The following is a 24,079-nucleotide window of genomic DNA, read 5'->3' on the forward strand; positions in this document are numbered from 1 at the left end:
GTTATACTTTGTTTAACTAATAAATTAAGTACATACATTTTTCTACCTGTTATTTCCTTTTCTGACTGTAAGAATATCATAGTTGCAAGAATATGCAAGAAAAAAACCATAATTATTGGCAATTATTTAAATGTGTCTAAATTTGTTTGTTTTTATTTATTTAATCATTAAATAATGATTTCTCAAATAGATCGCTAATGACAAGTGCCGCAGCCCCAATTTCTCCTGCAGCCCCATCAAACGAAGATTTGACAATCAAGACATCTTCATTACATTCTGTCATTGATTGGGATATGACAGTTTTTCTTATTTCATCCTTGAAAAGATCCCAGGCAAGAGAAATCTTGCCACCAATAATTATCATCTCGGGATTGAACATATTTACGATATCGGCCAGTGCATTCCCGACATAATCACCCATTTTTTGGAGGATTCGTAGCGCTAAAGCATCGTTGGCCAGCGCAGCTCGATAAATTACTTCAAAATTTACATTGCTTAGATCATCATTTTCAATGTATTCAGTAATGAGAGTTGGATAACCAAGTTTTATTTCGTCCAAGGCACATCTGACCAGCCCCACCTCGGAAGCAACAGTCTCCAGACAACCATAATTCCCGCAAACACATTTATAGCCTTGTTCCTGAACTCTGATATGCCCAATTTCGCCAGCTGCCGAACTCACTCCCCTGAGGACCTTGCCATTGATCAGGATACCTCCGCCTACTCCAGAATCCAGACTCAGAAAAATGAAATTCTCCAGTTGTCTGTATTTTCCCAAGTATTTTTCAGCCAGGACCATTACCCTGACATCATTGTCCACAAGAATGGGATAGGAATATTTTTCCTCAAGAAGTTTTTTTATATGGATATTCTTCCATTGAAAAGCAGGTGCAAATACTGATATTCCATTTTGATAATCAACAACACCATGTACACCTACCCCAATTCCAATTATCTTCAGTTTTTTTTGTTCGGCAATTTCCAGAAGAGCATCTATGGAACTAACCAACGTACCTAATATTTTTTCAGTAGTACTGGGAACAGGATACAAATTCTCCTGCCTTGCAATCACATCTCCGGCAAGACTCACAATGGCGCTTGTAACCATTCTCTTTTTTACCGTAACTCCCAAACAATAGAGGGAACCATTGTCAATTTCTATTGATACGGCCCTTCGTCCTCCAGTAGAACTTGCAAAATTTCCCATTTTTGCGATCTTTCGATCTATAAGAATCTGTACAAGTGTAGAAACTGTCGCTGGTGTAATATTGGTTTTCTTGGCAATATCCGCTCTGGAAACAATTCTTTCCTCTACTATGACTTTCAGGATTTTTTGTAGATTCATTTCCTGCAAATTTACTTTATTTGAAGTTACCATGCCCAAAATACTATCCCAGTTATCGATTATTAACAAGATAAGTATTTTTCAGTTGCATCGCTTTCTGGAGAAAGTCCCTAACAGGCAAAGGAATTAATATTATTTTCAATACGGTTATCATTCCGATAATCAATTTATTACAGAAGGAACCCTGCAAAACTTTTAGGTAATTTTGACTATTCAGGTCCTTGGAACAGGAAACCTGTCAAATGCAGGCAACAGGGAGTTGAGGAACCTGGAGAAAATCTTCTTCCAAATATTTATAGAGTGCATCGTCAACGCTCTCTTTCATCGCGAAACGCATTGCAACCACAGAAAGGGTCTTCCCCTTTTTATTGTGCTTGGTTGTCTCCCAATTGGAAAGAAAATCCATCTCGCCCATATAGTAAAAAGACGAACCTTCATCATCACTCTTTTTTATGAACAAGAGTTTTTTGAATCTTTCCTCAGGATCATCGTTTCGTATTGCCTTGGGTTCCTTGGAGCCAAGTTTGACTTGGTTACGAGTCTCCCAGGCAAACTCAGAGGGTGAAATAAATCCATCCTCGTAATTGATGCTAGGGTCAATGGACTCAGTATCTTTGTCATAGGTAACGAAAATAGGACAGGTCATGGTAGGATAATGCAATTTATACCCATAGATTGTAGAGGATTCGTCCTTTGCCCAGCCCAACAAGCGACAAACATCCTGGCGAGTATACTTGCTGTAGCGTACCAGATCCTGTTCATCCCTGTTGTCCAAATAGGCATGCCGATATTCAAAGTCCCCAAGTCGAAGGATATCTTCCATTTCCTGTCGATATGATTCATTGGACAACAAGGAAAGAAAGGTCTCGGATGGAACGACCGTATTTCCAGAGAGCGAACAATAGGATACTTGTCCAAATCTGTTTCGTGCCGATTTTTGGAAGAATCCATTCCCCAATACAGAAAGAGCCGAGAGTAGCTTTCTTCTTTCTGGCCTGAATCCATAATTCATCTCGACTTGGTCAATGATTTTCTCAAGAGAAACTGCTTGGCAACTCTCGAGAAAAAGAGAAATGATTACAGCCTCGTAAGGACGCAGCCCCGGGCAAATCACCTTCGAAAAGAAGGAAAGGCTTTGAAGGTGCAAGGCTGATAGCTTGGGTAACCAACCAGGTTCGACTTTCATCTTGAAAATTGCATAGTTCTTGCAATTCTCGAGAAACAACAAAGGGGAGATGGAATTGAGCTGAATAAAATCCAACAGAGCGGGAACCTTTCCCAGCTTTGCCCTGACTTTGAAATATTCTTCCTTGAGAAATTTCAAGGAAGAGAAAGATGCCTCATTGATAGCTTTATATATTCGTTCCTTTGCTATGCGGTCGAAACTGACCGTGGAAACCCCACTCAAGGAAAGACTCCCGCTGCTCATCACTTTTCTCAGGGAATCTTTTCGGTAGGAGGTATCACCATACAAGGCAATGGGAATCATGAAATTATTTGCATAATTGCCGATAAAATCAATGATGGTAAGGTATTCCTTGCCAGGAAACTTTCGCAGGCCACGGCCAATCTGTTGAACGAAAATAATAGCCGACTGAGTAGGTCTGAGTAAGACAACTTGATTCAAGGAAGGAATATCAATGCCTTCATTGAAGATATCGACGGCAATGAGATATTCCAGGCTGTCAGGTACTTCTTCAAGTTCCAGACGCTTGAATGCAGCATTTCTGGAAACAAAAGTATCTTTTCCACTTAGAGCCAGAGTCCTGAATCCCAAGTCATTGAGTTGATCGGATAGTATCAGGGCATCTTCGTTACGACTGCAGAAAATCAAACCACGTCTTCTTTTCAACCCAATACTATATCGATCGATTATTTGTTGTATTTTTTCTACTCGCCCGGCTATCCGAAGATGAGAGAAATCTGCTAGATCCTCCAAGGTCTTCCCGTCAATGGCAAGATCAGAAATACCGAAATAATGAAAGGGACAGAGCAAGTCGGCCTCAAGGGCTTGGTTCAACCGAATCTCATAGGCTATGGTATTGTCAAACAAGGCATAGATATCAAAGCCATCGGAGCGTTCAGGGGTTGCTGTCATGCCAAGCAGGAACTTGGGTTTGAAATAATTTAGAACCTTTTTGTAGGATTCTGCGCCAGACCGATGCACTTCATCAACTACGATGTAATCAAACCAGTCCGGAGTAAACGAGTGCAAGACTTCGTCCTTGGATAAGGTCTGGATCATGGAAAAAATATATTGGCTATCCTGTTCCTTCCCGCTTCCACCAAGAAGGCCATAGGAGACCTCAGGCCCTACAATTTTCTTGAAACTCTTCATTGATTCAGTGGCAATCTGTTCCCTGTGCACTATGTAGAGAAAGCGCCCAGGTTTATAGGATTTGACGTCAAAGGCACAAAGAAAGGTTTTGCCTGTTCCTGTTGCAGAGATAAGCAGGGCCTTGGTTTTTCCTTGCACTCTGAGCGAGGTAAGTGACTTCAGCGCTTCATCTTGCATTGAATTGGGAATAATACCAGCAATAGGTTCTTGTTCACCAAGAAGGTCAGGTCCTCCATAAAGTGGAACAAAAGGAGTATGCCTATGTATGTTCTTGTAAATTTCTTCATAATGTATGAGCCAGGCCTTGCTTATTTCTACAGCTGAGTTCCAGGCATCGTTGAATTCTTCCTGGGTTTTTACCAGTAAATCTCCTTTGCCCAAGGAAACCAACCGGACATTCCATTCCCTATTGGTAGCCAAAGCCTCATGGGTAAGGTTGGAACTTCCGATGACCAGAGAGGCATAATCTTCATTGCCATGGTAAAAAAGATACCCTTTCGCATGAAAAGGTTTCCCACAGTAAATCTTGATTTCAATATTGGGAAATTTCTCCCAAAGATCACGTATAGCCTTTGGATCCGTAAAATTCAGATAGTCGGTAGTAAGTATTTTCCCCTTTACTCCCCTTTTCTGGGCATCACACAATGCCTGAAAGAGCATGGCAACGCCTCCTGAGGTAAGGAAGGCCACAGAAAAGGTAAACTCAGTACACTGGTCGAGTTCTTCAATGAGTGTAGTCAATACCTTGCTTCGGGGAGGATCATTGAGCACAAGACGGGGTCGATAGTTTCCATAAGTCTGGATGGAACCATCAATGAAACCAGCATGGAGATTTTGAGGAAGTTGTTCCCTGACCTTGTTTACTCCCATATCTACACCAGTAGCTCTTCGACTAATTTGACCAAAGGAATATCTGCATCGGCCCAGGAAACACTATACAACTCTGATTTTGAAAGCCATCTTGAAGACAGATGCTCAGAGAGCGACAACTCACCTGATACTACCTCGCAAAGGTATCCATTCATGGTCAATGAAAAGGTTTTATACTGGTAATCAACAGTCGCAAGATATTTTTCCACTCGGATATCAGTAGCAAGTTCTTCCTTGATCTCCCGAACGATGGCATCCTCTCCGGACTCTCCTTGTTCTAGCTTTCCTCCAGGGAACTCCCATCTTTTGGCCATTTCGCCGAAATCCTTGCGTTGGGCAGAGAAAACCCTTCCGTCCTTGATCAATATGGCGGCAGCAACATTGATATGCTTCATTGCAATAAAACCCCTTGCAGATCATCCTAGCAGCTGGTCGGCATTTATTCCAGGTTAAAAGAAAAAACCGGGAACTTTTTCTCTTGGTCATCCATTCGATTTTATAAAGTCTTCCATAGAAGATTGCCTGAAAGAGAATCTATAGTAGCGTTGTAATGTTTTCTTTGTATAACTTTCAAGTATCTCCATTGAATGGTTAATGAACACTTAAACCTTTTCCACCGTATATTCATCCTGCTACCTAGTTTCCTCTATACACATATATCATTCCTTTATAGGCATAATATAAGTATTTTCTATTTTTCATTGCATCACTTGAAGATTGCACATCAGAATAAGAATTGAACTGAGAAGGATATCTATAGAAAGGCATTATAAATCACTTAAAATAGGTTTTTTGAATAATAAATGAGTTTTTCCTTACTTTTTTGCCCACTTCCCTCTTCATTGATACATATCAAATAAAAAACAAAAATTTTAAAATGCAATGCTCAAGAAAAATCATGCAGAAAATCAATACTTTATTTTCTGTTCCTAATTTTTAAAAAACTATCTTGACTTTTTTTATATATACAGTAAAATGCGTGTACATGTGTTAGCAATTGCTAACTTTTAATCTTATCAAGATACTCTTTTTTATCTCCATGTATCAGGAGGATACGATGATGCCTTTGACAATGGTTCAGACTGGTGAGACGGTTACTATTCGCAAGATTTTGGGAAAGGATACTGTTCGACTCCATCTTGCAGAACTCGGTTTTGTGGTTGAGGGAAATGTAACAATAGTCAGTCGCTTCGGGGGAAGCCTCATTATGCAAGTCAAGGATAGTCGCATCGCAATCGATCAAACAATGGCAAACAGAATTTTTATTTGAAGGAGTCACATATATGAGAAGTCTCAAGGATGCAAAGGTAGGCGATACCGTTGTCGTAGCCAAATTGCATGGAGAAGGACCGGTAAAGAAACGCATTATGGACATGGGATTGGTCAAAGGCGTCGAAGTATTCATTCGTAAGGTCGCCCCTCTGGGCGATCCAATGGAACTGTCACTTAGAGGCTATGAATTGAGCATTCGAAAAAAAGATGCTGCGATTGTAGAGATTCTTTAAAACAAAATACACACCAAGGAGAAACCATAATGGAACTACGAATAGCACTTGCCGGAAACCCGAATTGCGGCAAGACTACGATGTTCAATGATTTGACAGGAAGTTCACAGTATGTCGGAAACTGGCCCGGAGTTACGGTAGAAAAGAAGGAAGGACGCCTCAAGGAGCATAAAGAGGTAATAATTCAGGATTTACCTGGAATTTATTCCCTTTCCCCGTATACGCTGGAAGAAGTAGTGACACGATCTTATTTAGTCACTGAAAAACCTGATGCCATCATAAACATCATTGATGGGACGAATGTAGAGAGAAACCTTTATTTGACCACCCAATTGATCGAATTGGGAATTCCCGTAATCATAGCAGTGAACATGATTGATATCGTCCGCAAACGCGGCGACCGGATCGACTTGAAAAAACTTGGAGAGATCCTTGGTTGCGGAGTCATGGAAACAAGTGCACTCAAAGGCGAAGGAAGTCTTGGTGTTGCCAATTGGGCAATCGAGATTGCCAGGCAAAAAAAACTGGGAGAACCACCTCACGTATTTACAGGAAGCGTTGAACATGCGATTGCCCATATAGAGGAATCAATAGCAGACACGGTGGAAAAGGATTTTCTACGTTGGTATGCCATCAAATTGTTTGAACGTGACAAGAAAATTCAATCAGAGTTGAACTTGGACGCAAAACTTGCCGCTCATATTGAGAATCACATCGTAGACTGCGAGAAAGAACTGGAGGATGATTCTGAAAGCATCATAACAAACCAACGTTATGCCTTTATCGAAAAAATCATTGGACAGACTGTTCACAAGAAGGCAGCCCTCCATAGTCTTTCAGCATCCGATAAGATTGATCGCATCGTTACCAATAGACTTCTTGCCCTACCGATATTTTTCGCTATCATGTTTTTCGTCTACTATATATCAATCAGTACAGTAGGCGATTTTGTAACAGACTGGACCAACGATACCCTATTCGGGGGAATAATAAGCGGAGGGTTACGAACCTGGATGGATTCTCTCGGAATTGTTGCGTGGTTATCAGGCTTGGCAATTGATGGAATAGTAGGTGGCGTTGGAGCCGTCCTTGGCTTTGTTCCCCAGATGCTGATTCTTTTCTTCCTGTTATCCATTCTTGAAGATATTGGATATATGGCCCGAGTAGCATTCATAATGGACAGGATCTTTAGGAAAGTAGGACTCTCCGGGAAGAGTTTCATTCCAATGCTTATATCTTCAGGATGTGGAGTTCCTGGTGTCATGGCTTCAAGGACCATTGAACAAGATAGAGATCGAAAGATAACCATCATAACGACTTGCTTCATTCCCTGTGGCGCAAAGATGCCTATTATCGCAATGTTTGCAGGAGCTCTTTTTGGAGGTTCCGGATTGGTTGCCACCTCAGCATATTTCATTGGCTTTGCAGCAGTAATCATCAGTGGTATCATGCTCAAGAAAACAAAAATGTTTGCCGGAGATCCTGCTCCCTTTGTCATGGAGCTTCCCACCTATCATATTCCATCAGCTTCAAATGTCTTGAGATCTACCTGGGAACGCGGCTGGAGCTTTGTCAAACGTGCCGGCACTGTCATTCTTGTATCCGCGGTCATACTCTGGTTCCTGCAGAGCTTTGGATTTGCCGAAGGAACCTTCCAGATGGTAGAAGATAATAATACCAGTTTATTGGCGATTATCGGGAAAACCGTCGCACCTTTGTTTGCTCCCCTTGGGTTCGGGACCTGGAAAGCTGCCGTAGCTACGTTTACGGGTCTGATCGCCAAGGAAAATGTGGTGGGAACCTTCGGTGTCCTCTACGGCTTCGCTGAATTGGCAGAAGATGGATCTCAGATATGGTCGGCTCTCGCATTGGATTTCACGCATCTTACAGCCTATAGCTTCATGCTCTTTAATCTGCTCTGCGCCCCCTGTTTCGCTGCCATGGGTGCAATAAAAAGGGAAATGAACAATGCAAAGTGGACGTGGGGAGCAATTGGATATATGACAGGGTTTGCCTATATCAGCGCATTCATTGTTTTCCAACTCGGAAGCCTGTTCACCGGAACAGGCTTTGGGTTCTCCACCTTTCTGGCCTTTGCATTACTTCTGACCCTGGGCTATTTCCTTTTCAGGAAAAACCCTTACACAGAAGATGTAGTGACCATCAAATATGGTACACAAAGCAAATCTTCATTGGCAAGCTCTCGATAGACAAGTTCTCTTTCCAAACTATACACTCCTCTCTTGCAAGGTGCGGGCAATGCCTGCACCTTGCCTCTTGCTCATCCTGCATAGGCTTTGGTTGGTTCAACCAATTCCAGGAACTCTTTCTTTCCCAGCTTGATACCAGAATCGTTGAGCCTGTCTTGCCTGGTCTCAAATAGCTGCGAAAGAACTTTTTCCTTGTCAGATTGCATACCAAAATGAAGAAACCGATGACAAGTAGGACAAAGGGTAATGATATTCGCATAGACATCCAGACTGGATACAATTTCTGGTTGAACTTCAAGAGGGATCAAATGATGCCCTTCCACATATTGCCTTCCAGAAGCCTGGGCAAGGAAAGTTTTGTGTCCGGTATTGATCTCGCAATGGTACTCCGATGCCTGAAAAACCTGCCTGACCATTATTCTATCCCGTGAGGGGTGGAAAGTCTGTTTCATAAGGGAAGGTTGCTTGACCGGACAAGGACAATCGATAAGAGAAAGGGAAGAAGGATGCATCAAGAAGTCCTTTCCCTCGGCAAATTCCATATAACGATTAAAGCCGGCACTATACATTCTATGTCCCCGTTCATCAAGAGCAACAAATCCAGGGTCTTCTTTCAAAGCTTGCTTGATTTCCTGCAACTGGGAATAAGAATCAACATCATAGAGGCTTTCGATATCAGGATATCCTACCTCTCTCAATAACGCTGTTATCTTGCGAAGGGATTGAAAGTAATGTTCCTGAGTAGCTTCTTTTACCTTTTTGACATTTTTCAGATATAATCCAAAGTATTCCTGTTGCATATTGCATCCCTCGATTTTCAAAGATACTTCAAATACCTACCGTTTCCTCAACACTGCATTGATCCACTTTTCCCCTGCCCTGTCAGATCGGGAATCGGTAGTCTGCAGGATTTCCAACAGCTCGAATTGACCTTGCTGTTGTACGAACTTTTGGAAGGCGGGTACCGTAAAACAAGTAAACGATCGCCCTTCCTTGGAAAAATCTTGTTCTCTATCCTTGAAGGAACAAAAGAGTATTCCCGAAGGCTTCAAGGCCTTCGATAGAAGCGTGAAAGTAGCTGACATCTCATTTTGCGGAACATGCAGCAAGGAAGCACTTGCCCAGATACCATCGAAATGGTCCAGGTAATCAAGATCACTGAAACCCATCTGTCGTACGGGAATGGCCACCAAGCGCTTGGTGGCTTCTACCATAGCCTTTGAAAGGTCAAAAGCCTCGACTGCATATCCCATTTGCGTGAAAGCCAGGCTATCCCTTCCACTGCCACACCCTGCATCTAGCAACGTTGACCCTGAAGGCAAGTGGGAAAGGAAAAAATTATATTGTTCAGTCATGTCGACGACCAAGGTGGACTGAAGAAATTGTTCAGTGTTGGCATCATAGTAGGAAGCAGCATTACTCATCGAGTTTCCTCCAAGGTTTGCAGTATAGCAATAATTTCGATACTAAGGCAAAACATACGAGAGATGAAATAAAACATGCGAATATCAGCGATTTGTGCTAGTTTTATAGTCGTTCAGCAATAGATTATCTATATTTTATATCAGAAGAAGGTAAGCAATGAAAGAAAATATTGAATTCTCCAATCTCAAGGACTATGAAAGTACCTTTGAAGCAGACAGGAAAAACGAAGTGGCCATGCATGCCACTGTTGCCAATGGAATTCTGGAAAGCTGTAAAGCGGTTGAAGCCGTAGTAGCAAATTCCCATAACTTCTCCATCAGCATTGAAGCCGGTGAAATGACCAACCAGAAGAAATCCGGTCGTTGCTGGATGTTCGCTGCCCTCAATGTCATGCGTCTTGAAATCATGGAAAAACTTAATCTGAAGAATATGGAACTCTCCCAGGCTTATCCCCTGTTCTGGGATAAGTTGGAAAAAGCCAACTATTTTTTGGAAAATATCATTGAAACCTTGGAAGAACCCCTGGAAGGCAGAGTAATAAACTATCTATTGAAGGATCCCCTTGGTGATGGCGGTCAATGGGATATGTTTGCCGATCTGGTAGCCAAATATGGTGTGGTTCCCAAGGAAATGATGCCTGAAAGCAAAGTCTCCTCCGAGACCAATCGTATGAACAGGTTACTCACGGTAAAACTTCGCGAATTCGCCTATGCATTGAGAACCGCCAATAGCCAAGGAAAGAGCCTTGAGGAACTTCGGAAGCTGAAAGAATCCCAGTTGTCGACTATTTATACCATGCTTTGCATTTCCTTGGGCAAACCACCAAAGGAATTCACCTATGAGACAAGGGATAAAGATGATAAGTTCATCAGGATATCCAAGATTACCCCTCAGGAATTTTACAAGAAGTATGTTTCCCTGAACCTCGAGGATTATGTAAGCCTTATCAACGCACCCACATCGGACAAGCCTTTCGGGAAAACCTATACTGTCCAATATCTGGGCAATGTCCGTGGAGGGAAACCGGTACGGTATCTCAATCTCCCCATCGAGGAACTAAAAAAAGCGGCAATCAAGCAAATGCAAGATGGAAAGGCTGTTTGGTTTGGTTCCGACGTAGGGCAAAATTCCGACAAGGACAGCGGACTTATGGCTCTCGATACCTATGATCTCGAAGGCTTATTTTCAACCACCTTTCCCTTGGACAAGGCCCAACGCCTCGATTACGGGGAAAGTCTGATGACCCATGCAATGGTGCTTACCGGAGTAAATCTTGATGAAAACGGAACACCTAACAGGTGGAGAGTCGAAAATAGCTGGGGTGAGGAGCCCGGAGTAAAAGGATATTTTGTCATGAGCGATGACTGGTTCAATGAATATACCTACCAAGTGGTAGTAAACAAGAAATATCTGAGCAAAGAACAAAGAGAAGCCATAAATCAGGAACCAATCGTTCTCAAACCGTGGGATCCCATGGGAAGTCTGGCAAAGTAAGAAGACAAGAACCAAGCGATCAGAAAAAACCCTCCAAACGAAGCACAGCATTGCAAGCATATTCGTGTTTGGAGGGTATCGCTTTACTATTTCAAATTACTCTTACTCACATAAAACTTCTCAAATTCATCATCAGTAAAATTATCCAAAATTTTCATATGTTTTATAGCAATTGCATATGTATTTTCGTGTATTCGCCTACCTGTACCAATTTCTTTAAGCTAACTCTCCTGCCGCCTTGATCTTTACCCTACTGGTATTTCCAGGATAGTAAGCCAAGGGAACATCCTCGACATCTATGATTTCAACGGTCTTTCGCAAAGCACCACTGGCAACAGCCAAATCAATGGCTTCTTGCTTTGCCGCTTCCAAAGCCTGGGCTCGTGGAGTCTTGTCAAAGGAAACCAGTTTCTCATAGGTTCCACTTACTTTGCTTATAGCTGAGCCAATTGCATTAGCAGTTCCGAAATGCTCGGGAGTCAATACGCTCTTGGCTCCAATAAGTTCTTGGGGAATGATGATCGAGCCACCACCGACAAGAACTACATCCATAGGTTCTGAGGAAATCTTTATGGCATCGAGATTATCCTCAACCATCGCCTTGATGGTTGCCAAACCGTTTTGTATCAATTGGGTATCGAGATGAGCAACCTTGGAAGGATCACCGAGAACTGCCATGCCAGCAGCGACGGCAAGATCTGTGGCAGTAAGAACATCACCACCGAAGATCAAAGCTTTTTCGGTGATCTGGTACCCTACGCTATCAGGGCCTACCGTTACACTTCCATCCTCAAGTTGCCGAACTATCGAACCACCCCCGAGACCAATGGAAATGACATCGGGCATACGGAAATTCGTGCGAACTCCTCCTATGGAAACAGCTATTCCACTTTCCCTGGGAAAACCATTTTGGATAACCCCGATATCAGTGGTAGTTCCCCCGACATCAATGACTACTGATTCCTGAATATCGCACAGATAATCCGCACCCCTGATACTGTTCGTCGGTCCACAGGCAATTGTCAGTATTGGATACCTTCTGGCATGTTCCATTGTCATCAAGGTACCGTCGTTCTGGGAAAGATATAACTCGGCGTTTACCAGTCCTTCTTGTTTCAGGGAAGCATCAAAGCCATCAGTGAACGTTTTGGCAACCTTGTGCAAGGCAGCATTGAGTATGGTGGCATTTTCCCGTTCCACCAATCCCATCGATCCGATTTCACTGGAAATGGAGATATGGACCTCTTCTCCCATAACCTCACGGCATAGAGTTGCAGCTTCCAGTTCCTGTTCATTCCTTACTCCGGCAAAGACACAACTGATGGCAATGGCATGCACCTTGCCCTTGAGACTTTCAAAGAATTCCCTGGCCGCCTCTTTATCAAAAGGAGCTATCTCCTTGCCATCATATTCATAGCCACCACCTACGACAACTGTCTTGACGGCAATGCTTTTCAAGGACTCAGCCCAATCCACCATGGGGGGAATGGCAACCGAAGCGGGAGCTCCGATTCTCAGTATACCTATCTTGGATAGATGCTTGCGTTCAACAATTGCATTGGTGCACTGAGTCGTTCCAAGCATCGCTTTGGTGATCAAGGATTTATCGACTTTGGAGATTTCCAGAATCTTGTGCAACGCTTCCAGGATACCACTATAGATATCTTCACTGGTAGGTTGCTTGATATCCGCTACGACAGTAAGGTTCTCATCTATCAAGACAGCATCTGTATTGGTTCCACCAACATCAATTCCCAGACGATATTGCATTAACACACCCCCTTGACCCGTTCTTCCAACGGAATATAGTCAGTATCACAACCAAAATACCTAGGACCGACCAAGGCCAATCCTTTGGGGGTTCGCCACATCTCAAAACAGGGAAGTCCCACTACCAATACCCTTTTTCCATATCTGAGGGCATCAGTGGTGACAGGCAAGAACGTTTCTGTATCGACAAGACAGATAAGATCAGGCACCGTTGCCACAATGGTCCCGTCTACTGTTGCCGTAAGGTTTTCATTCTGGAATTCGACCTTGGCTTGTTTGCCTTTGCAATCCGCGATTCCATCGAGTACGACCGTGCCAAAGTTAAAGGCCCCGCGGGTTTCACGCAAGACATCGCTTATTTTTCCCTTGAACAGGCGGTAGCCCCCGGTAAACTCCAGAAAACTCTGTTCAGGGGTTTTCTCTCCGCTTTCCTTGACATTGCGAATTGCTTTTCCCAATTTTTCGGAACGGGTAACAATATTCTTTACCCCATATTGCTTGACAGTCTTTCCATCCATGGGATACAGGGCAACAGCAACAGAACCACCACAACTCATCGTAACAGATCTGGCAAGTTCCTCGGTCCATTTATTGGAGATGGTTTCAAAGATGACGGCATTGCCTTTTTCGTCGGTCAAAGCCATCGGGGAAGCACTAACCCCTCCGATGGTAAAGGTAACCATTTGCAACTCGGGAAACGCACGCCCCATTCCGTCCACATCAACCAGGGGAAGATGCAGACTAGCAGCGCAAACAATAGGAAACATGCTATTGAAGCCACCGGCTTCCATTGGCATGAAGGCAAAGACCTTCTTGCCGAAATATTTGCTTACCAGATCGTACAAGGCCTTGGCCTCTCGGCCGTTTGCTGCTTTCTCTGCCAAAACCGTAGGGGCTCCCATCATGGCCATGGGAACTACCAACGCGTCATCAGGGACCTCTTCAGGATCGAGCAGCGTCACAGGCCCAAATTCCCGGATGGCACTCATGGCCATGAGCTTTCCAATATAGGGATCTCCACCGCCTCCGGCTCCCAGCAAGGAAGCTCCCAAGGCGATGTCTTCAATTTCTTTCAGTCCGATCAATCTCATTATTTAACCTTCTTGTTCTCAAAAATCCTGTGAAGGATGATATAGCAAACCATGGATACGACGATCCCGTTTATGGGACCAATGAAAAATACAAATACATTACCGGTTATATAGGCAACTGCGGCACCGAGGAGAAAGGAAATAATACCATCCAAGGCAAACCCTTTCTTGACCACCACGTTATCCTTATTTCCCTTGCCAATGATCCAATAGGAAGCAATGATCACTCCGGCGATAGGGGGAATGAAAGCAGTAAGAATATTCAGGAAAGCCTGGAATTTACTCATAAGTCCGATAGCAGCCAGAATAGTTCCCAATCCACCGGCAAGAGCCGTGGCAACCTTGAATTTCTTTTCCCCTACCCCAAAGAGATTGGAGACTGCAATACCACCGCTATAAGCATTGGTAACATTGGTTGTCCAGGTTGCGAGAACCAAGGAAATCAAGCCAAAGGCAGGGACTCCCACTGAGGCAAGTACTGTAGAAATATCATATTGTCCTGTTACGATGGAGAGCACGGCACCAATGAGAATCATGGCCAGGCCTGCAGGAAGGACACCGATCAACGAGGACTTTATTACATCCTTTCTATTTTTGGCAAATCTTGAATAGTCTCCACTGATAACCCCGCCCAGAGCGAACGTCGCTACGGTAAGGCTTATGCCGGTTACCAGACTCATGGGGTTGGTAGGTTGATAATTTGCAATGATGGCGCTTCCGTCATTCTTGGTGAAAGCGGCATACAGACCATACAGCATAACAAGAACCAAGGCAGGGACAGCAATGTAATTCAGGTATTTCAAGGCCTTGTAGCCATACATTGCCGTCAGGAGCATCAAGATACCCCATACCGAGGAACTGAGCCATGCAGGAATGGTAAAGCCTGTCATGGAAGCGACCATTGAGGAGAAGGAGGATCCGCATACGGCACTTTGGATGCCAAACCATCCGATGCAAGCTATGGCAAGCATGAGGCTGATAATGTATTGGGCGCCTTTTTCCCCAAGGACTGCACCGGCCATCGAAACAGTGGGGAGTCCTGTATCGCAACCTTCCATACCCATGAAACACATGTACGTACAGACAATCCCATACCCAAGCAAAACACAAAGGATAACGCCACCTAGGGTGAATCCCATTCCCAAGAATCCCCCGATCATCAAACAGGGAACGCAGATCATACTGCCAATCCAAATCATGGCCAAACTACCCCAACTTTGGCGCTGTGAGGCGGAAACTTCAAAACCTGTGTTGTTTTCACTCATATGCTCTCTCCTTGCAAGTACTTGATGTATTGGAAGGATGATACAAAATGATTTTTTGCCTGTCATTGGCTTTAGACTAAAAAATACAACGAATATTTTGGCTAAAAGGACAAAAACTATGATTCAAGGACCCGTAAAACTCCAAGAGCAAAGGCAAGAAAAGCCTGCAAAGGAAAACGAAATACATCAGATCCAAACTGAGAATTGAGTTTTTGCACACGATATTTAACTGAATTTGTATGAAGATTTAGTTTTTCCGCAGTCTTCGCGATGTTTCCTTGACAATCAAGCAAGAAGATAGACAGGGTTCGTTTACTTTCCTCTGATTGTTCAATTGGACGAAGATAGCGGGTCGCTTTATCGATGGAATCCTGCCCTTGCTTGATACATTCCAGACAATCCTGGGCAAAGGCGATATCTTCGGCGGTATAGAATTTCTTGTCCGGAAAAATTGCCCTGCTGGCTTCCTTGCTTTCCTGAATGCACAGATAGGCTTGTCTGACTTCTGTAGTGGTAAGTGTGTGCTGAATGGAAAAAATCTGGCACCCCAGTCCTTCCAGCTCGCGAGCTATTTCTTCTCGGGCTCCCAAACAATTCCCATCGGTAAACGCAACTGTCTGTTCTTCATAATCGTCACAAACATACGTACTATAGTTTTCCTTCATTATCAGAGAAAGCCTATTCTTGTTTTTTTCATGTTCCTTCTCGCCTTCCAAGGGACAAAGCACCCACATCTCCTGCAGTGCAGCAACATCGATATGAAACAATTCCCCGAGGCGACGCATTTTTATCGGCTCATCCCTAAGAATAGTCCTGACCATCTCGGCTGAAATGAACTGATTGTGCTGGGGATTCCAGATATTCACGAATAGTTGGACCACTTCAACGATTTGCCTGACAACTTCTTTTGAGAAGGGCTCTCCCTCCGTATTGATTATCTGCAAATACATGGCAGGCCCCTTTCCTGCAGTAATCCGCACCTGATATTTCCACCAGGCTGAGGGAAATGCGTGATTCTCAAGTCCCTGGGCAAGGAGGGCATCCGCACTTTGGGGATAGGCAACGGAGTTGAGGAGTTTGTTATTCTGGTCGGTAAGCAAGAAACTTGCATGAATGCGATCCCTGAGCAAGGAAAGAAGGGTATCCATGGTTCTCAGATGTTCAGGCAATTGGGTTATCTGGGTCAATAAATCTCCCGAGAATAACGTTTGTTCCGTCCGGTCCTTGATAATGGCTTCCATTACGGCAGTGATTACCTCACTGTAGCGGTAATTCATGCTTCCTTCAGGCATGAGAATGAGTGCAATACCATATTCATCGGCAACCTCAACGACCCGAGGATCCAATTTCTTGACAAAGATACCCAGGTAATACAGGATGACCCCTACTTCCCCATAATTTGCAAGATACTTGAGAATATTGCACTGGGCATCGACATCATCGCGGATATTGTACCAGCAAGTAATGGCAATTTCACTTCCTATGAATCGGTTCTTTTCAAAAAACTCATCAAGCAAGGCAGTAGGCTCGGCATATTCCAACACGGATACGGAGGTTACCGATCGTTCCAAGGCTCTTTTCCCGGCGACCACCTTCGCATCCTTGAGGCAAGACAACTTCAACAATTGTGAAACATGTACACTCATGTTGCTACGCTAGAGAAAGATGGCTGTTTTGTAAAGGGTTGCAGAATAGGTTTGAAGACAAGAAGATTCGTATGGAGGAGAAATTATTTTCTTATAGGCATAAAACTCAAAGACATAGCATCTTAAATTCCAATCTCCCGCATTGTATCCATCACTTTCCATCAGATTTGGCAAGAATCAATTCCTGTACATCTTGCCATCGATAATAAGGAAAATGGTTATACTCATCAGCTTGTTATTTCTGAGGTCATTCATTATTACCCTACTAAACAGGGGAATACTCCAACTTCCGTACGGATTTACTGCCAGCTAGGAAAAATGAAGTAATAAGTACAAAAACACCCGAGAGGAGAATGAGAAAACCAATGCCCCTTCCCTCGCCTGTACCTATGAATTTTCCGACACTTGAGGCAAGCAATCCACCAGGAAGAAGCATCGGGGTGAAGAGATAGTCGGCAAGTATCCCTGCAAGGGCGAAAGCCACCACACAACCAAACTGCGAGATAACCCCGATAATGCCCCAAGCTCTTCCCTGCACGCTGTTATCCAGATTCTTCCGTATCAATACGTCTACGCATGTATTTATGAAAGGAAGCGTTGCAAAGAACAGGAAACCAGCGATGCAGATCAAAGTGATATTTTCTCGCAACCCGAATAAAGCCATGAAGGAACCGGTAAAGAATAATGCAACGGAAAGTGTTCTTGCATACCCTCCCTTCATGCCGATTACCCCGATGCCAATACTGGAAACAAGCATTCCGGTTGCACAGATTGTTTCGGCTATTCCGAGTGTTGCGGAATTGGATAAAGCAAGAATCATCGGAGTGGAAAGTACTTGGATGAAACTCAGGAAAAAATTGATTACGGAAGTAAGAAGAACCAAAATAAAGATACCTCGATTTCTATGGATTACGGTCCACCCTTCCCTTAGCTCAGCGAAAAATACACTTTTATGTACTTTTACATGGGAGGTCAGTCCTTTTCTCACGACGGTGGTTACTGACACAGTAACAAAGAAGGTACAGATATCTATGACCAGCAACAGTTTGATATCTGAAATTGAGAGCAAGAAGCCTGCCAGAATAGGAGAGATAAGGAATTTTGAGGAGCTTGCCGATTGTACCAGGCCACTTGCCTTTGCATATTGCTCTTCAGTCAACAAATCGGTAATCGTAGCTTTGTAGGCAGGTTCAAGAAGTGAAGAAAATATTGAGCTTATGGTTACGCCGACATAGATTTGCCACAGCTGTACGTCGCCGATAAGCATGCATATCAAGATGAAGATAAGGCCTAGGGCTGAGAGACTATCGCCCAGGATCATGAGCAGTCGTCGGTCATAGCGGTCTGCAAGAACCCCTGCCGCCGGACCCAGCAAAAGATTAGGCACGAAAGCCAAGAGGGTGATGAAGGCCATAAGAGTGGCACTTCCTGTTTTCTGGAATACATAGACGGCAAGGCCAAAAGAAGTCAAACCGCTCCCTATTGCTGAAACCAGTTTCCCCGACCAAAGCAAAAGAAATTTTTTAAAGGATTTATTGTCTTCGTCCATTCAGATGTATCCTATCGAGGTTCAGTTGAACAACTGGGTCATATATGAGAAGCTATTTTTTTCAGCCCCCAGAATTCGTTCCATATTGCAGATGAAGGCAGCTATTTTTCTGGCAATATTTCCTTCTGGATGATCAAAGGTCATCTCGGAATAGATAAGCAGCATCTCTGCACTTTCATAGGGAAATGGTGTCGAAAACAATCCCTGGGCTATTCCCTCTTCAAGTATCAGGGTGAGTATGGGCGTCACTCCATGAGTTATCGCGTCCAATTGCTTTTTATGCAGGCGCGCATTCTGGGGGTTATGGATGTGATCCATCACCATCTGGCCCTTCTCTTCATTGAGGTGGAGGGACATCAAGGTACGCAACAATTTTTCATGTACTGAAAGTGAATCGTCAAGGACAATTGCATTTGCCTTGGACAGCATTTTTGCAATGATCCGTTCGATTATCGCATCCATGATATCTTCTTTTGATTTGAAATAATAATAAAGAGTACCTTTGGCTATCCCTACCTTTTCAAGGATGTCCAGCACACTCGTGTTGTCATACCCTTTCTCAAAGAAAAGCTCATAGGCAGCATCCAGTATCTCATTTCTTCTCTCTTCTGGTTCTTTCAGTACACGCATTGGATTGTCCTTTTCATCTATAGACCGACGGTCGGTCTATAGTTATATGATAATACTCTACTTTATCAATAGCGTCAATATATCGCTTACCTGCAAAATAGATAATTCTTAACGCAAGCTAGATTCTTCATTCCTATCGGAATGAATTATAAATAAAATGTATAGAATCCTTTTTTAAAATCAATTTTCATATCCTAATTCCATCCAACCACCTCTGCACTACCAGCCTGTCTTCACTATCTATAGTAAAGGTGGGGTCAGCGGCATAGAGCTTGTCAAGAATAGCTTCCTTGGAGTATGGCGTCTCGCTGGTGGCAAATTGATGCTCATAAAGCCAGTCAGAGAGTATTTGCCTGTTCTCTGCATTGAATCGCGTCACTGCCTTGGTATCTGTTGCTTCCAACAGGGCGTTTCCGTCCAAGTTATTTTCGCTGACCAGGTCCACTATCTGTTTCCAGTATTGGGGCTTCCTGCTAAGCTTCAGATCCTCATCTTCAAGATCACTTGCCCTGAGGGTTTTGCAACGACCTTCCCTAGCCAATTTCTGTCCCTTTTCTAATAAGTCATACCGATGCTTGAGCACGGAATCCTTGGCTCCCAACGTTGTTATTACTTGGCCTATCTGGGTCAAACCACCAAGAAGAAGGTTCTTCAGCCTCTCGCTGTCAGTCTCCAGATACCAGCTATGCAGTTTTTCTATCGGCTCCCAAAGACTTGGGCCCGGAACCTCACATACTTGGCCATACCGCTCATAGTCTGCGTCAAAGCTAGGAACCTCAGGTTTCGTATAAGTGAAGATAGGTCGGGGACTTTTATCCAAGGCATATTTTCTTTTCAAGTCATACAAGGCAATTTCATGGAAAGACTCCACTTCCAACGATCGTAGCTTCTCTACTTCATCACGTTGTGCCGTGAAGTAGAAAACCTGGCGATCAGTGGCAATTTCCTTGATGGCCTGGGCGATGGCCATAGCCCTCTTTTCATCACTGTTTGCCAAGAGTTCATCCAGAAAAATAGGAAAATGCAACCCACTCGATAGTTCCAGGGACTCAATGAATGCCATACGAACGGCAAACAATAACTGAACCCTCGTACCGCTGGAAAGTTCGTCAAGCTTGAAGGCTTTGGTCTGAACCGTATCAAGGGCAAAGAACCCCTCGTCGTTTACCGAAAGCGTATATCTTCCTTGGGTAATTCGCTTCATCCACTCGCTGGCTGTTACCAATACTTGTGGTTGATAAACCTTCTGGGCCTGTTCGGATAACCTTTCGGTCAACAAGCCGATTACATTGGCAAGAGTCTCTTGCTGCCTCAAGACTTCCAAGGCCTGCTCGGCCTCTTTCTTTGAAAGCATGGCAGTGGCCATCTCCGAGCCATCCAGTAAATGAGCATATTGGTTTTGCAAAGCACCCAGTTTCTGCCTTGCATTTTCCAACTCTCCCAACTGAGTGGAAAGCGTTTCTATCTGGTCAACAACATCCTCAAAAACCATTTCAGCAGCAAGAGATTCGGCCTTGGAAGAGGTTTTCACCAAATCAGCTTCCTGTCTTTTGCGAATTTGCAAATCCTGTCGCGTGTCTCGCCATCGGGGAACTACTGCTGCAACCTCTTGCAAGGTTTTCTCATCATCGAAGGGAATCTCCAGTTTCTTCCAGAATTCTTCATAGGCTGAACGTTGTTTTTTCAGGGAAACTTGCAAATCAGCAATACGCAATTCCCTACTGTCAAGAGTTTCTTGCAACTCATGAGCCTTCTGTATCCGCTTTTTCAAACTCTCGGCATTTCCCTGGAGCGTTGGGATATCACACTCTTGGATATCCAAAATAACTTGCAATTGAGCACGGGCCTTTTCATAGGCAACCTTGGACAGATTTAAATCGGACTGGGCTACTGCAACTCGTTCCTTTAAATCAGCCCACTTCTTCAAATGCTCGGAAAAATGGAAAAATTCAGCCCCAAAAAGCGTTGGATTCTCTACTGAAATGCCCAGATCATTGCAGGCCTCTTGCCAAGCTTCTTGCCATCGGCGTAATTTTTCTTGTGATTTCTCCAGATTTCCCCTGGCAATTTTTCTTGCCTGGTTTCTTGCCCTCACTGCTTGGTTCTCGACCAATTGCCTGCCCAAGGCTGTTTGAAGGGCAAGACAGGCGTCACTCGACCAAGTGTCTAGGGAAAAATCCTGAAGCGTGGCCAATTCCTGTTCAATCTGGATCTGGAGAGCTTTGAGAGCTTCAGACTTCTGAACCATATCGTTGTTTTTTTTGGTATTGGGTATCAGCTTCCATAGGATACCTGCCAAAACAAGAAAACCGGGAATTGAAGCAAGAGGATGCAAGAACGAAAGCAACAGAATCACCAAAGCTCCCAGCAATCCTGTCAAAATAACTCGTTTTTTGAGGTTCTTCGGAACCACAGATCCCATAGGAGTAGCTTCCAGTTCATTATAAGATTTCATCCAATCTCCGAGCCGGACGGACAAAGAAGAAAGGCTTGCATCATTTGCAGTTTCTTGTTCGGGTTTTCCCAAGGAAGCTTCATAGTCTTGCCCGGAAACAACTGCAATACGAAGTGGCTCGCAGGTATTGGCAAGATTCTTCAACACTACAACCATATCCTTGAGCTTTTGTGGCTGCGGAACCTTTTCCACGATCCAGGAATGTTGTACTTCCCACTCCTGCAAGGCTACAGTTTCTTGTTCCCAGGACCTTTGGCTGGTTTCAACTTGGTTTTTTGCATTTTCCCAGTTCGTCAACGAGGATTGAAGTTTTTCAGGTAACGAAACATCATCATATTGGGTTTTGCTGATTGCACAGGCTTCATAGAGCTTTTTCACCCTTTCTTGTTCATTCAGTTCTTTTTCCAGATCTGATGCTTTCCCTTCGACCAGTTCTCTCAATTCCTGCAATCTGGCAGGCGATTTTTCATCTACCAAAGAGACCTGACTGGGAAAAGAAGCCATCAGGTCTTCCAAATTCTGGATTTCCCTCCTGGTTTCCAGAATTTGCTTGGCCTGTTCCAGTTCGGTTTTCTTCTTGCGAAGCGTTGCACCTGAATTGACCGATTCTTCCAGTTTGGCAATATCCAGGGTAATATCCTTCTGACTTTCCTGCTGGATAGTAACAATTTTCAAGGCCTCAAGGGATTCTCGCAGATTCTTGGAGGCTTTGTTGGAAGCGTTTGTCCACGTACGTTTTCCTCTGACCTGGTTACAAGCAAGTTGAAGGTCAACACCGCCCTGCATGTCTTTCTTTACCTGGGCAAGAAAGGTTTCCCCTGTCTCCTTGGTTTGCAACAAGACATGAAGAGGAAACCAATAACTATCACTAAGATCATTGGACCGACCAGGCAAGGGCGTGGTTTGGTTATCAAGAAGACGAGTCTGTTTCAGTACGCCTTGATCAAGTTTTGCCATCCAAGGACCTTCCGGGGATTCCAAGGTTCCTTCCGCTTCTATATTAGCAGACCCTTTTCGCTCCCAAAGAAGGGCACACAAGGACTTGGAAAGACTGGATTTCCCGACACCATTCGGGCCCCATATTACATTCAACCCATCAGTCAAATCCTCAATAGGAGGAAATTCTCCCACTCCAAAACCAGGGGTTCGCTGCAAGACAACCTTCTTGATCCAAATTTTTTTGCTCATACAGTTTCGCCTTCTATATTCTTCAGCATGGAACGCAATAGGATCATCCCTGCTTTTTGTACCAGCTTTTCAGGAGTGTCTGTCATATCCGGTCCTGCAACATTCCTCAATTGCTGAAATGCTGGTAAATTATGACTTTTTTCTTCGATGTCCCTCACTTCATCCAACAACCCTGGAAGAGTATCCATAGCAAGAAGTTGTTTCGCCAACAAGGCAATGGGGCCCACTCCCTGGGCCAGACTTTTCAGGTCTACCTGAAAGGTCGTAGCATCATCAAAGGAATCCAGTGCATAGGCAGAGCAACCTTCCTCAAGAGGAATTACAAGTTCTTGCAAGTTCTCGGGAGTCAGGGAGTTTTGGAGTTCAAAACCAAGGGGAACAGTTCCTGTGAATGCAAGTTTGCAATAAAGGTCTCCATTGAACAGTGAAGCTAGTTTTGAAGATGCTTTCTCCCGCATGGCTTTTGTAATATATTCCGGCAATTCTTCCAAAGAGGTTATTCCCTCCAAGGAAACTTCACAGTTGCAAAATAGCCAGGGAGACAGCTGGATAAACTGTGGATCTTTCCAGGATTTCTCTCCCACTGTTTCCAACAACCAGATTCCATGTTCCTCTGTTTCAGATGAATCCAGAGCAAAGGGAGAACCACAATAGAAAGCTGCTTTGTTATTGATTAGCTTCTTTGCGTGAATATGCCCAAGCACCCATAGGGGAAGATTGGTGCCTTCAAATTGATTTGAGGGTACCGAGGCATATTTTCCGGCAAGTGGGCCATCGACATCACAGTGGAGCAACCCAAGACAGGGTCCTGCAAAAGCAGACAGACTTGGGTCAAATGAATCAAGGGGATTTGCAGCATAGACGCTTTGGGGGAAGGACCATCCAATAAAACGAACTCCGTTGTAATCGATATGGTCCCAAGTTCCCTTGAGTCCGAGCAGATGGACCTGTTTCTCTTCCTTGGCAAGCCTGGGAAAAATATTTGCATCATGGTTCCCTGCTACGGCAAAGACCTCGATACCTGCTTTCTTGAGATTTTCCAAACCCTTTACCAGAGGGCCATATGCCTCAAACCAGGCATTGTCCTTCTCAACGATATCACCTGATAACACCAAGGCATCGACTTCCAAGGCAATGGCTTTCTCCACGATTGCGTCCCAACCGACATGACCATTCAGATTCTGACGTCCTTGAACGGCAGGAATCCTACCAATATGTATATCTGAGCATGCGATAATTCTCATGAGACCTTCCTTTTTGAAACCAATAGGTGTTCGTCAGTTCGCAAAACGACAGCC

Annotated in this window: 17 protein-coding genes; 4 read left to right on the top strand and 13 right to left on the bottom strand. The window is 44.0% G+C overall.

All coding sequences use genetic code 11. From position 1 onward, the window contains the following. Positions 1-160: 160 nt before the first annotated feature. The 3 genes from ACHZBG_RS00605 to ACHZBG_RS00615 form a co-directional block, all read right to left on the bottom strand. Complete coding sequence (locus ACHZBG_RS00605; RefSeq protein ID WP_320127492.1) at positions 161-1,378, bottom strand: ROK family transcriptional regulator; 1,218 nt, start codon at positions 1,376-1,378, stop codon at positions 161-163. A gap of 205 nt (positions 1,379-1,583) precedes the next feature. Next, complete coding sequence (locus ACHZBG_RS00610) at positions 1,584-4,553, bottom strand: DEAD/DEAH box helicase (protein ID WP_320127493.1); 2,970 nt, start codon at positions 4,551-4,553, stop codon at positions 1,584-1,586. Positions 4,554-4,555: 2 nt separating this feature from the next. Continuing rightward, a complete protein-coding gene (locus ACHZBG_RS00615; protein WP_320127494.1) occupies positions 4,556-4,948 on the bottom strand; it encodes a (deoxy)nucleoside triphosphate pyrophosphohydrolase in 393 nt (130 codons plus the stop codon). Positions 4,949-5,610: 662 nt separating this feature from the next. Here ACHZBG_RS00615 and ACHZBG_RS00620 point away from each other — a divergent pair. From ACHZBG_RS00620 to feoB, 3 genes are read left to right on the top strand one after another with little or no spacing between them, the layout of a single operon-like run. Next, positions 5,611-5,823 carry a FeoA family protein gene (locus ACHZBG_RS00620; protein WP_320127495.1) on the top strand — a complete coding sequence of 71 codons (213 nt, stop codon included), beginning with the start codon at positions 5,611-5,613 and terminating at the stop codon, positions 5,821-5,823. Positions 5,824-5,836: 13 nt separating this feature from the next. After that, positions 5,837-6,058 (top strand): FeoA domain-containing protein, encoded by a 222-nt coding sequence (locus ACHZBG_RS00625; protein ID WP_320127496.1) that lies wholly within the window; start codon positions 5,837-5,839, stop codon positions 6,056-6,058. 29 nt (positions 6,059-6,087) lie between these two features. Further along, on the top strand, positions 6,088-8,268 hold the full coding sequence (gene feoB, locus ACHZBG_RS00630; RefSeq protein ID WP_320127497.1) for a ferrous iron transport protein B: 2,181 nt from the start codon (positions 6,088-6,090) through the stop codon (positions 8,266-8,268). Positions 8,269-8,339: 71 nt separating this feature from the next. Here feoB and ACHZBG_RS00635 read toward each other — a convergent pair whose 3' ends face one another. Both ACHZBG_RS00635 and ACHZBG_RS00640 read right to left on the bottom strand, forming a co-directional pair. Then, positions 8,340-9,068: an HNH endonuclease gene (locus ACHZBG_RS00635; RefSeq protein ID WP_320127498.1), complete on the bottom strand. Its 729-nt coding sequence runs from the start codon at positions 9,066-9,068 to the stop codon at positions 8,340-8,342. A 36-nt stretch (positions 9,069-9,104) separates the two neighbouring features. Beyond that, positions 9,105-9,692, bottom strand: a complete 588-nt coding sequence (locus tag ACHZBG_RS00640) for a methyltransferase domain-containing protein (protein ID WP_320127499.1) — start codon at positions 9,690-9,692, stop codon at positions 9,105-9,107. A 157-nt stretch (positions 9,693-9,849) separates the two neighbouring features. Here ACHZBG_RS00640 and ACHZBG_RS00645 point away from each other — a divergent pair, with 157 nt between their 5' ends. Continuing rightward, a complete protein-coding gene (locus tag ACHZBG_RS00645) occupies positions 9,850-11,187 on the top strand; it encodes a C1 family peptidase (RefSeq protein WP_320127500.1) in 1,338 nt (445 codons plus the stop codon). A 216-nt stretch (positions 11,188-11,403) separates the two neighbouring features. On the opposite strand, the gene ACHZBG_RS00650 is transcribed toward ACHZBG_RS00645, so the two are convergent. From ACHZBG_RS00650 to ACHZBG_RS00685, 8 genes are all read right to left on the bottom strand, one after another. Beyond that, positions 11,404-12,957 (bottom strand): hydantoinase/oxoprolinase family protein, encoded by a 1,554-nt coding sequence (locus ACHZBG_RS00650; RefSeq protein WP_320127501.1) that lies wholly within the window; start codon positions 12,955-12,957, stop codon positions 11,404-11,406. Continuing rightward, positions 12,957-14,048: a DUF917 domain-containing protein gene (locus ACHZBG_RS00655; protein ID WP_320127502.1), complete on the bottom strand. Its 1,092-nt coding sequence runs from the start codon at positions 14,046-14,048 to the stop codon at positions 12,957-12,959. The genes ACHZBG_RS00650 and ACHZBG_RS00655 overlap by 1 nt, the downstream gene beginning before the upstream one ends. Continuing rightward, entirely contained in the window at positions 14,048-15,313 is a 1,266-nt protein-coding gene (locus ACHZBG_RS00660; RefSeq protein WP_320127503.1) for a cytosine permease, read from the bottom strand. Before ACHZBG_RS00660 ends, ACHZBG_RS00655 begins: the two co-directional genes overlap by 1 nt. A gap of 116 nt (positions 15,314-15,429) precedes the next feature. Beyond that, positions 15,430-16,959, bottom strand: coding sequence for a PucR family transcriptional regulator (locus ACHZBG_RS00665; protein ID WP_320127504.1), 1,530 nt, complete (start codon positions 16,957-16,959; stop codon positions 15,430-15,432). A 265-nt stretch (positions 16,960-17,224) separates the two neighbouring features. Next, complete coding sequence (locus ACHZBG_RS00670; protein ID WP_320127505.1) at positions 17,225-18,508, bottom strand: MFS transporter; 1,284 nt, start codon at positions 18,506-18,508, stop codon at positions 17,225-17,227. Between the two features lie 21 nt (positions 18,509-18,529). Further along, positions 18,530-19,138, bottom strand: a complete 609-nt coding sequence (locus ACHZBG_RS00675) for a TetR/AcrR family transcriptional regulator (RefSeq protein WP_320127506.1) — start codon at positions 19,136-19,138, stop codon at positions 18,530-18,532. Positions 19,139-19,325: 187 nt separating this feature from the next. Continuing rightward, complete coding sequence (locus ACHZBG_RS00680) at positions 19,326-22,781, bottom strand: hypothetical protein (RefSeq protein WP_320127507.1); 3,456 nt, start codon at positions 22,779-22,781, stop codon at positions 19,326-19,328. Continuing rightward, a complete protein-coding gene (locus ACHZBG_RS00685; protein WP_320127508.1) occupies positions 22,778-24,025 on the bottom strand; it encodes a DNA repair exonuclease in 1,248 nt (415 codons plus the stop codon). The genes ACHZBG_RS00680 and ACHZBG_RS00685 overlap by 4 nt, the downstream gene beginning before the upstream one ends. Between the last annotated feature and the right edge of the window lie 54 nt (positions 24,026-24,079).

It is taken from the genome of uncultured Sphaerochaeta sp., assembly GCF_963676625.2.
Lineage (GTDB): Bacteria > Spirochaetota > Spirochaetia > Sphaerochaetales > Sphaerochaetaceae > Sphaerochaeta.

Bases quoted from the DNA above. Each gene is read 5' to 3' on its own strand.
- ACHZBG_RS00605 (WP_320127492.1), bottom strand. From the start codon at position 1,378: ATGGTAACTTCAAATAAAGTAAATTTGCAGGAAATGAATCTACAAAAA.
- ACHZBG_RS00610 (WP_320127493.1), bottom strand. From the start codon at position 4,553: ATGGGAGTAAACAAGGTCAGGGAACAACTTCCTCAAAATCTCCATGCT.
- ACHZBG_RS00615 (WP_320127494.1), bottom strand. From the start codon at position 4,948: ATGAAGCATATCAATGTTGCTGCCGCCATATTGATCAAGGACGGAAGG.
- ACHZBG_RS00620 (WP_320127495.1), top strand. From the start codon at position 5,611: ATGATGCCTTTGACAATGGTTCAGACTGGTGAGACGGTTACTATTCGC.
- ACHZBG_RS00625 (WP_320127496.1), top strand. From the start codon at position 5,837: ATGAGAAGTCTCAAGGATGCAAAGGTAGGCGATACCGTTGTCGTAGCC.
- feoB (WP_320127497.1), top strand. From the start codon at position 6,088: ATGGAACTACGAATAGCACTTGCCGGAAACCCGAATTGCGGCAAGACT.
- ACHZBG_RS00635 (WP_320127498.1), bottom strand. From the start codon at position 9,068: ATGCAACAGGAATACTTTGGATTATATCTGAAAAATGTCAAAAAGGTA.
- ACHZBG_RS00640 (WP_320127499.1), bottom strand. From the start codon at position 9,692: ATGAGTAATGCTGCTTCCTACTATGATGCCAACACTGAACAATTTCTT.
- ACHZBG_RS00645 (WP_320127500.1), top strand. From the start codon at position 9,850: ATGAAAGAAAATATTGAATTCTCCAATCTCAAGGACTATGAAAGTACC.
- ACHZBG_RS00650 (WP_320127501.1), bottom strand. From the start codon at position 12,957: ATGCAATATCGTCTGGGAATTGATGTTGGTGGAACCAATACAGATGCT.
- ACHZBG_RS00655 (WP_320127502.1), bottom strand. From the start codon at position 14,048: ATGAGATTGATCGGACTGAAAGAAATTGAAGACATCGCCTTGGGAGCT.
- ACHZBG_RS00660 (WP_320127503.1), bottom strand. From the start codon at position 15,313: ATGAGTGAAAACAACACAGGTTTTGAAGTTTCCGCCTCACAGCGCCAA.
- ACHZBG_RS00665 (WP_320127504.1), bottom strand. From the start codon at position 16,959: ATGAGTGTACATGTTTCACAATTGTTGAAGTTGTCTTGCCTCAAGGAT.
- ACHZBG_RS00670 (WP_320127505.1), bottom strand. From the start codon at position 18,508: ATGGACGAAGACAATAAATCCTTTAAAAAATTTCTTTTGCTTTGGTCG.
- ACHZBG_RS00675 (WP_320127506.1), bottom strand. From the start codon at position 19,138: ATGCGTGTACTGAAAGAACCAGAAGAGAGAAGAAATGAGATACTGGAT.
- ACHZBG_RS00680 (WP_320127507.1), bottom strand. From the start codon at position 22,781: ATGAGCAAAAAAATTTGGATCAAGAAGGTTGTCTTGCAGCGAACCCCT.
- ACHZBG_RS00685 (WP_320127508.1), bottom strand. From the start codon at position 24,025: ATGAGAATTATCGCATGCTCAGATATACATATTGGTAGGATTCCTGCC.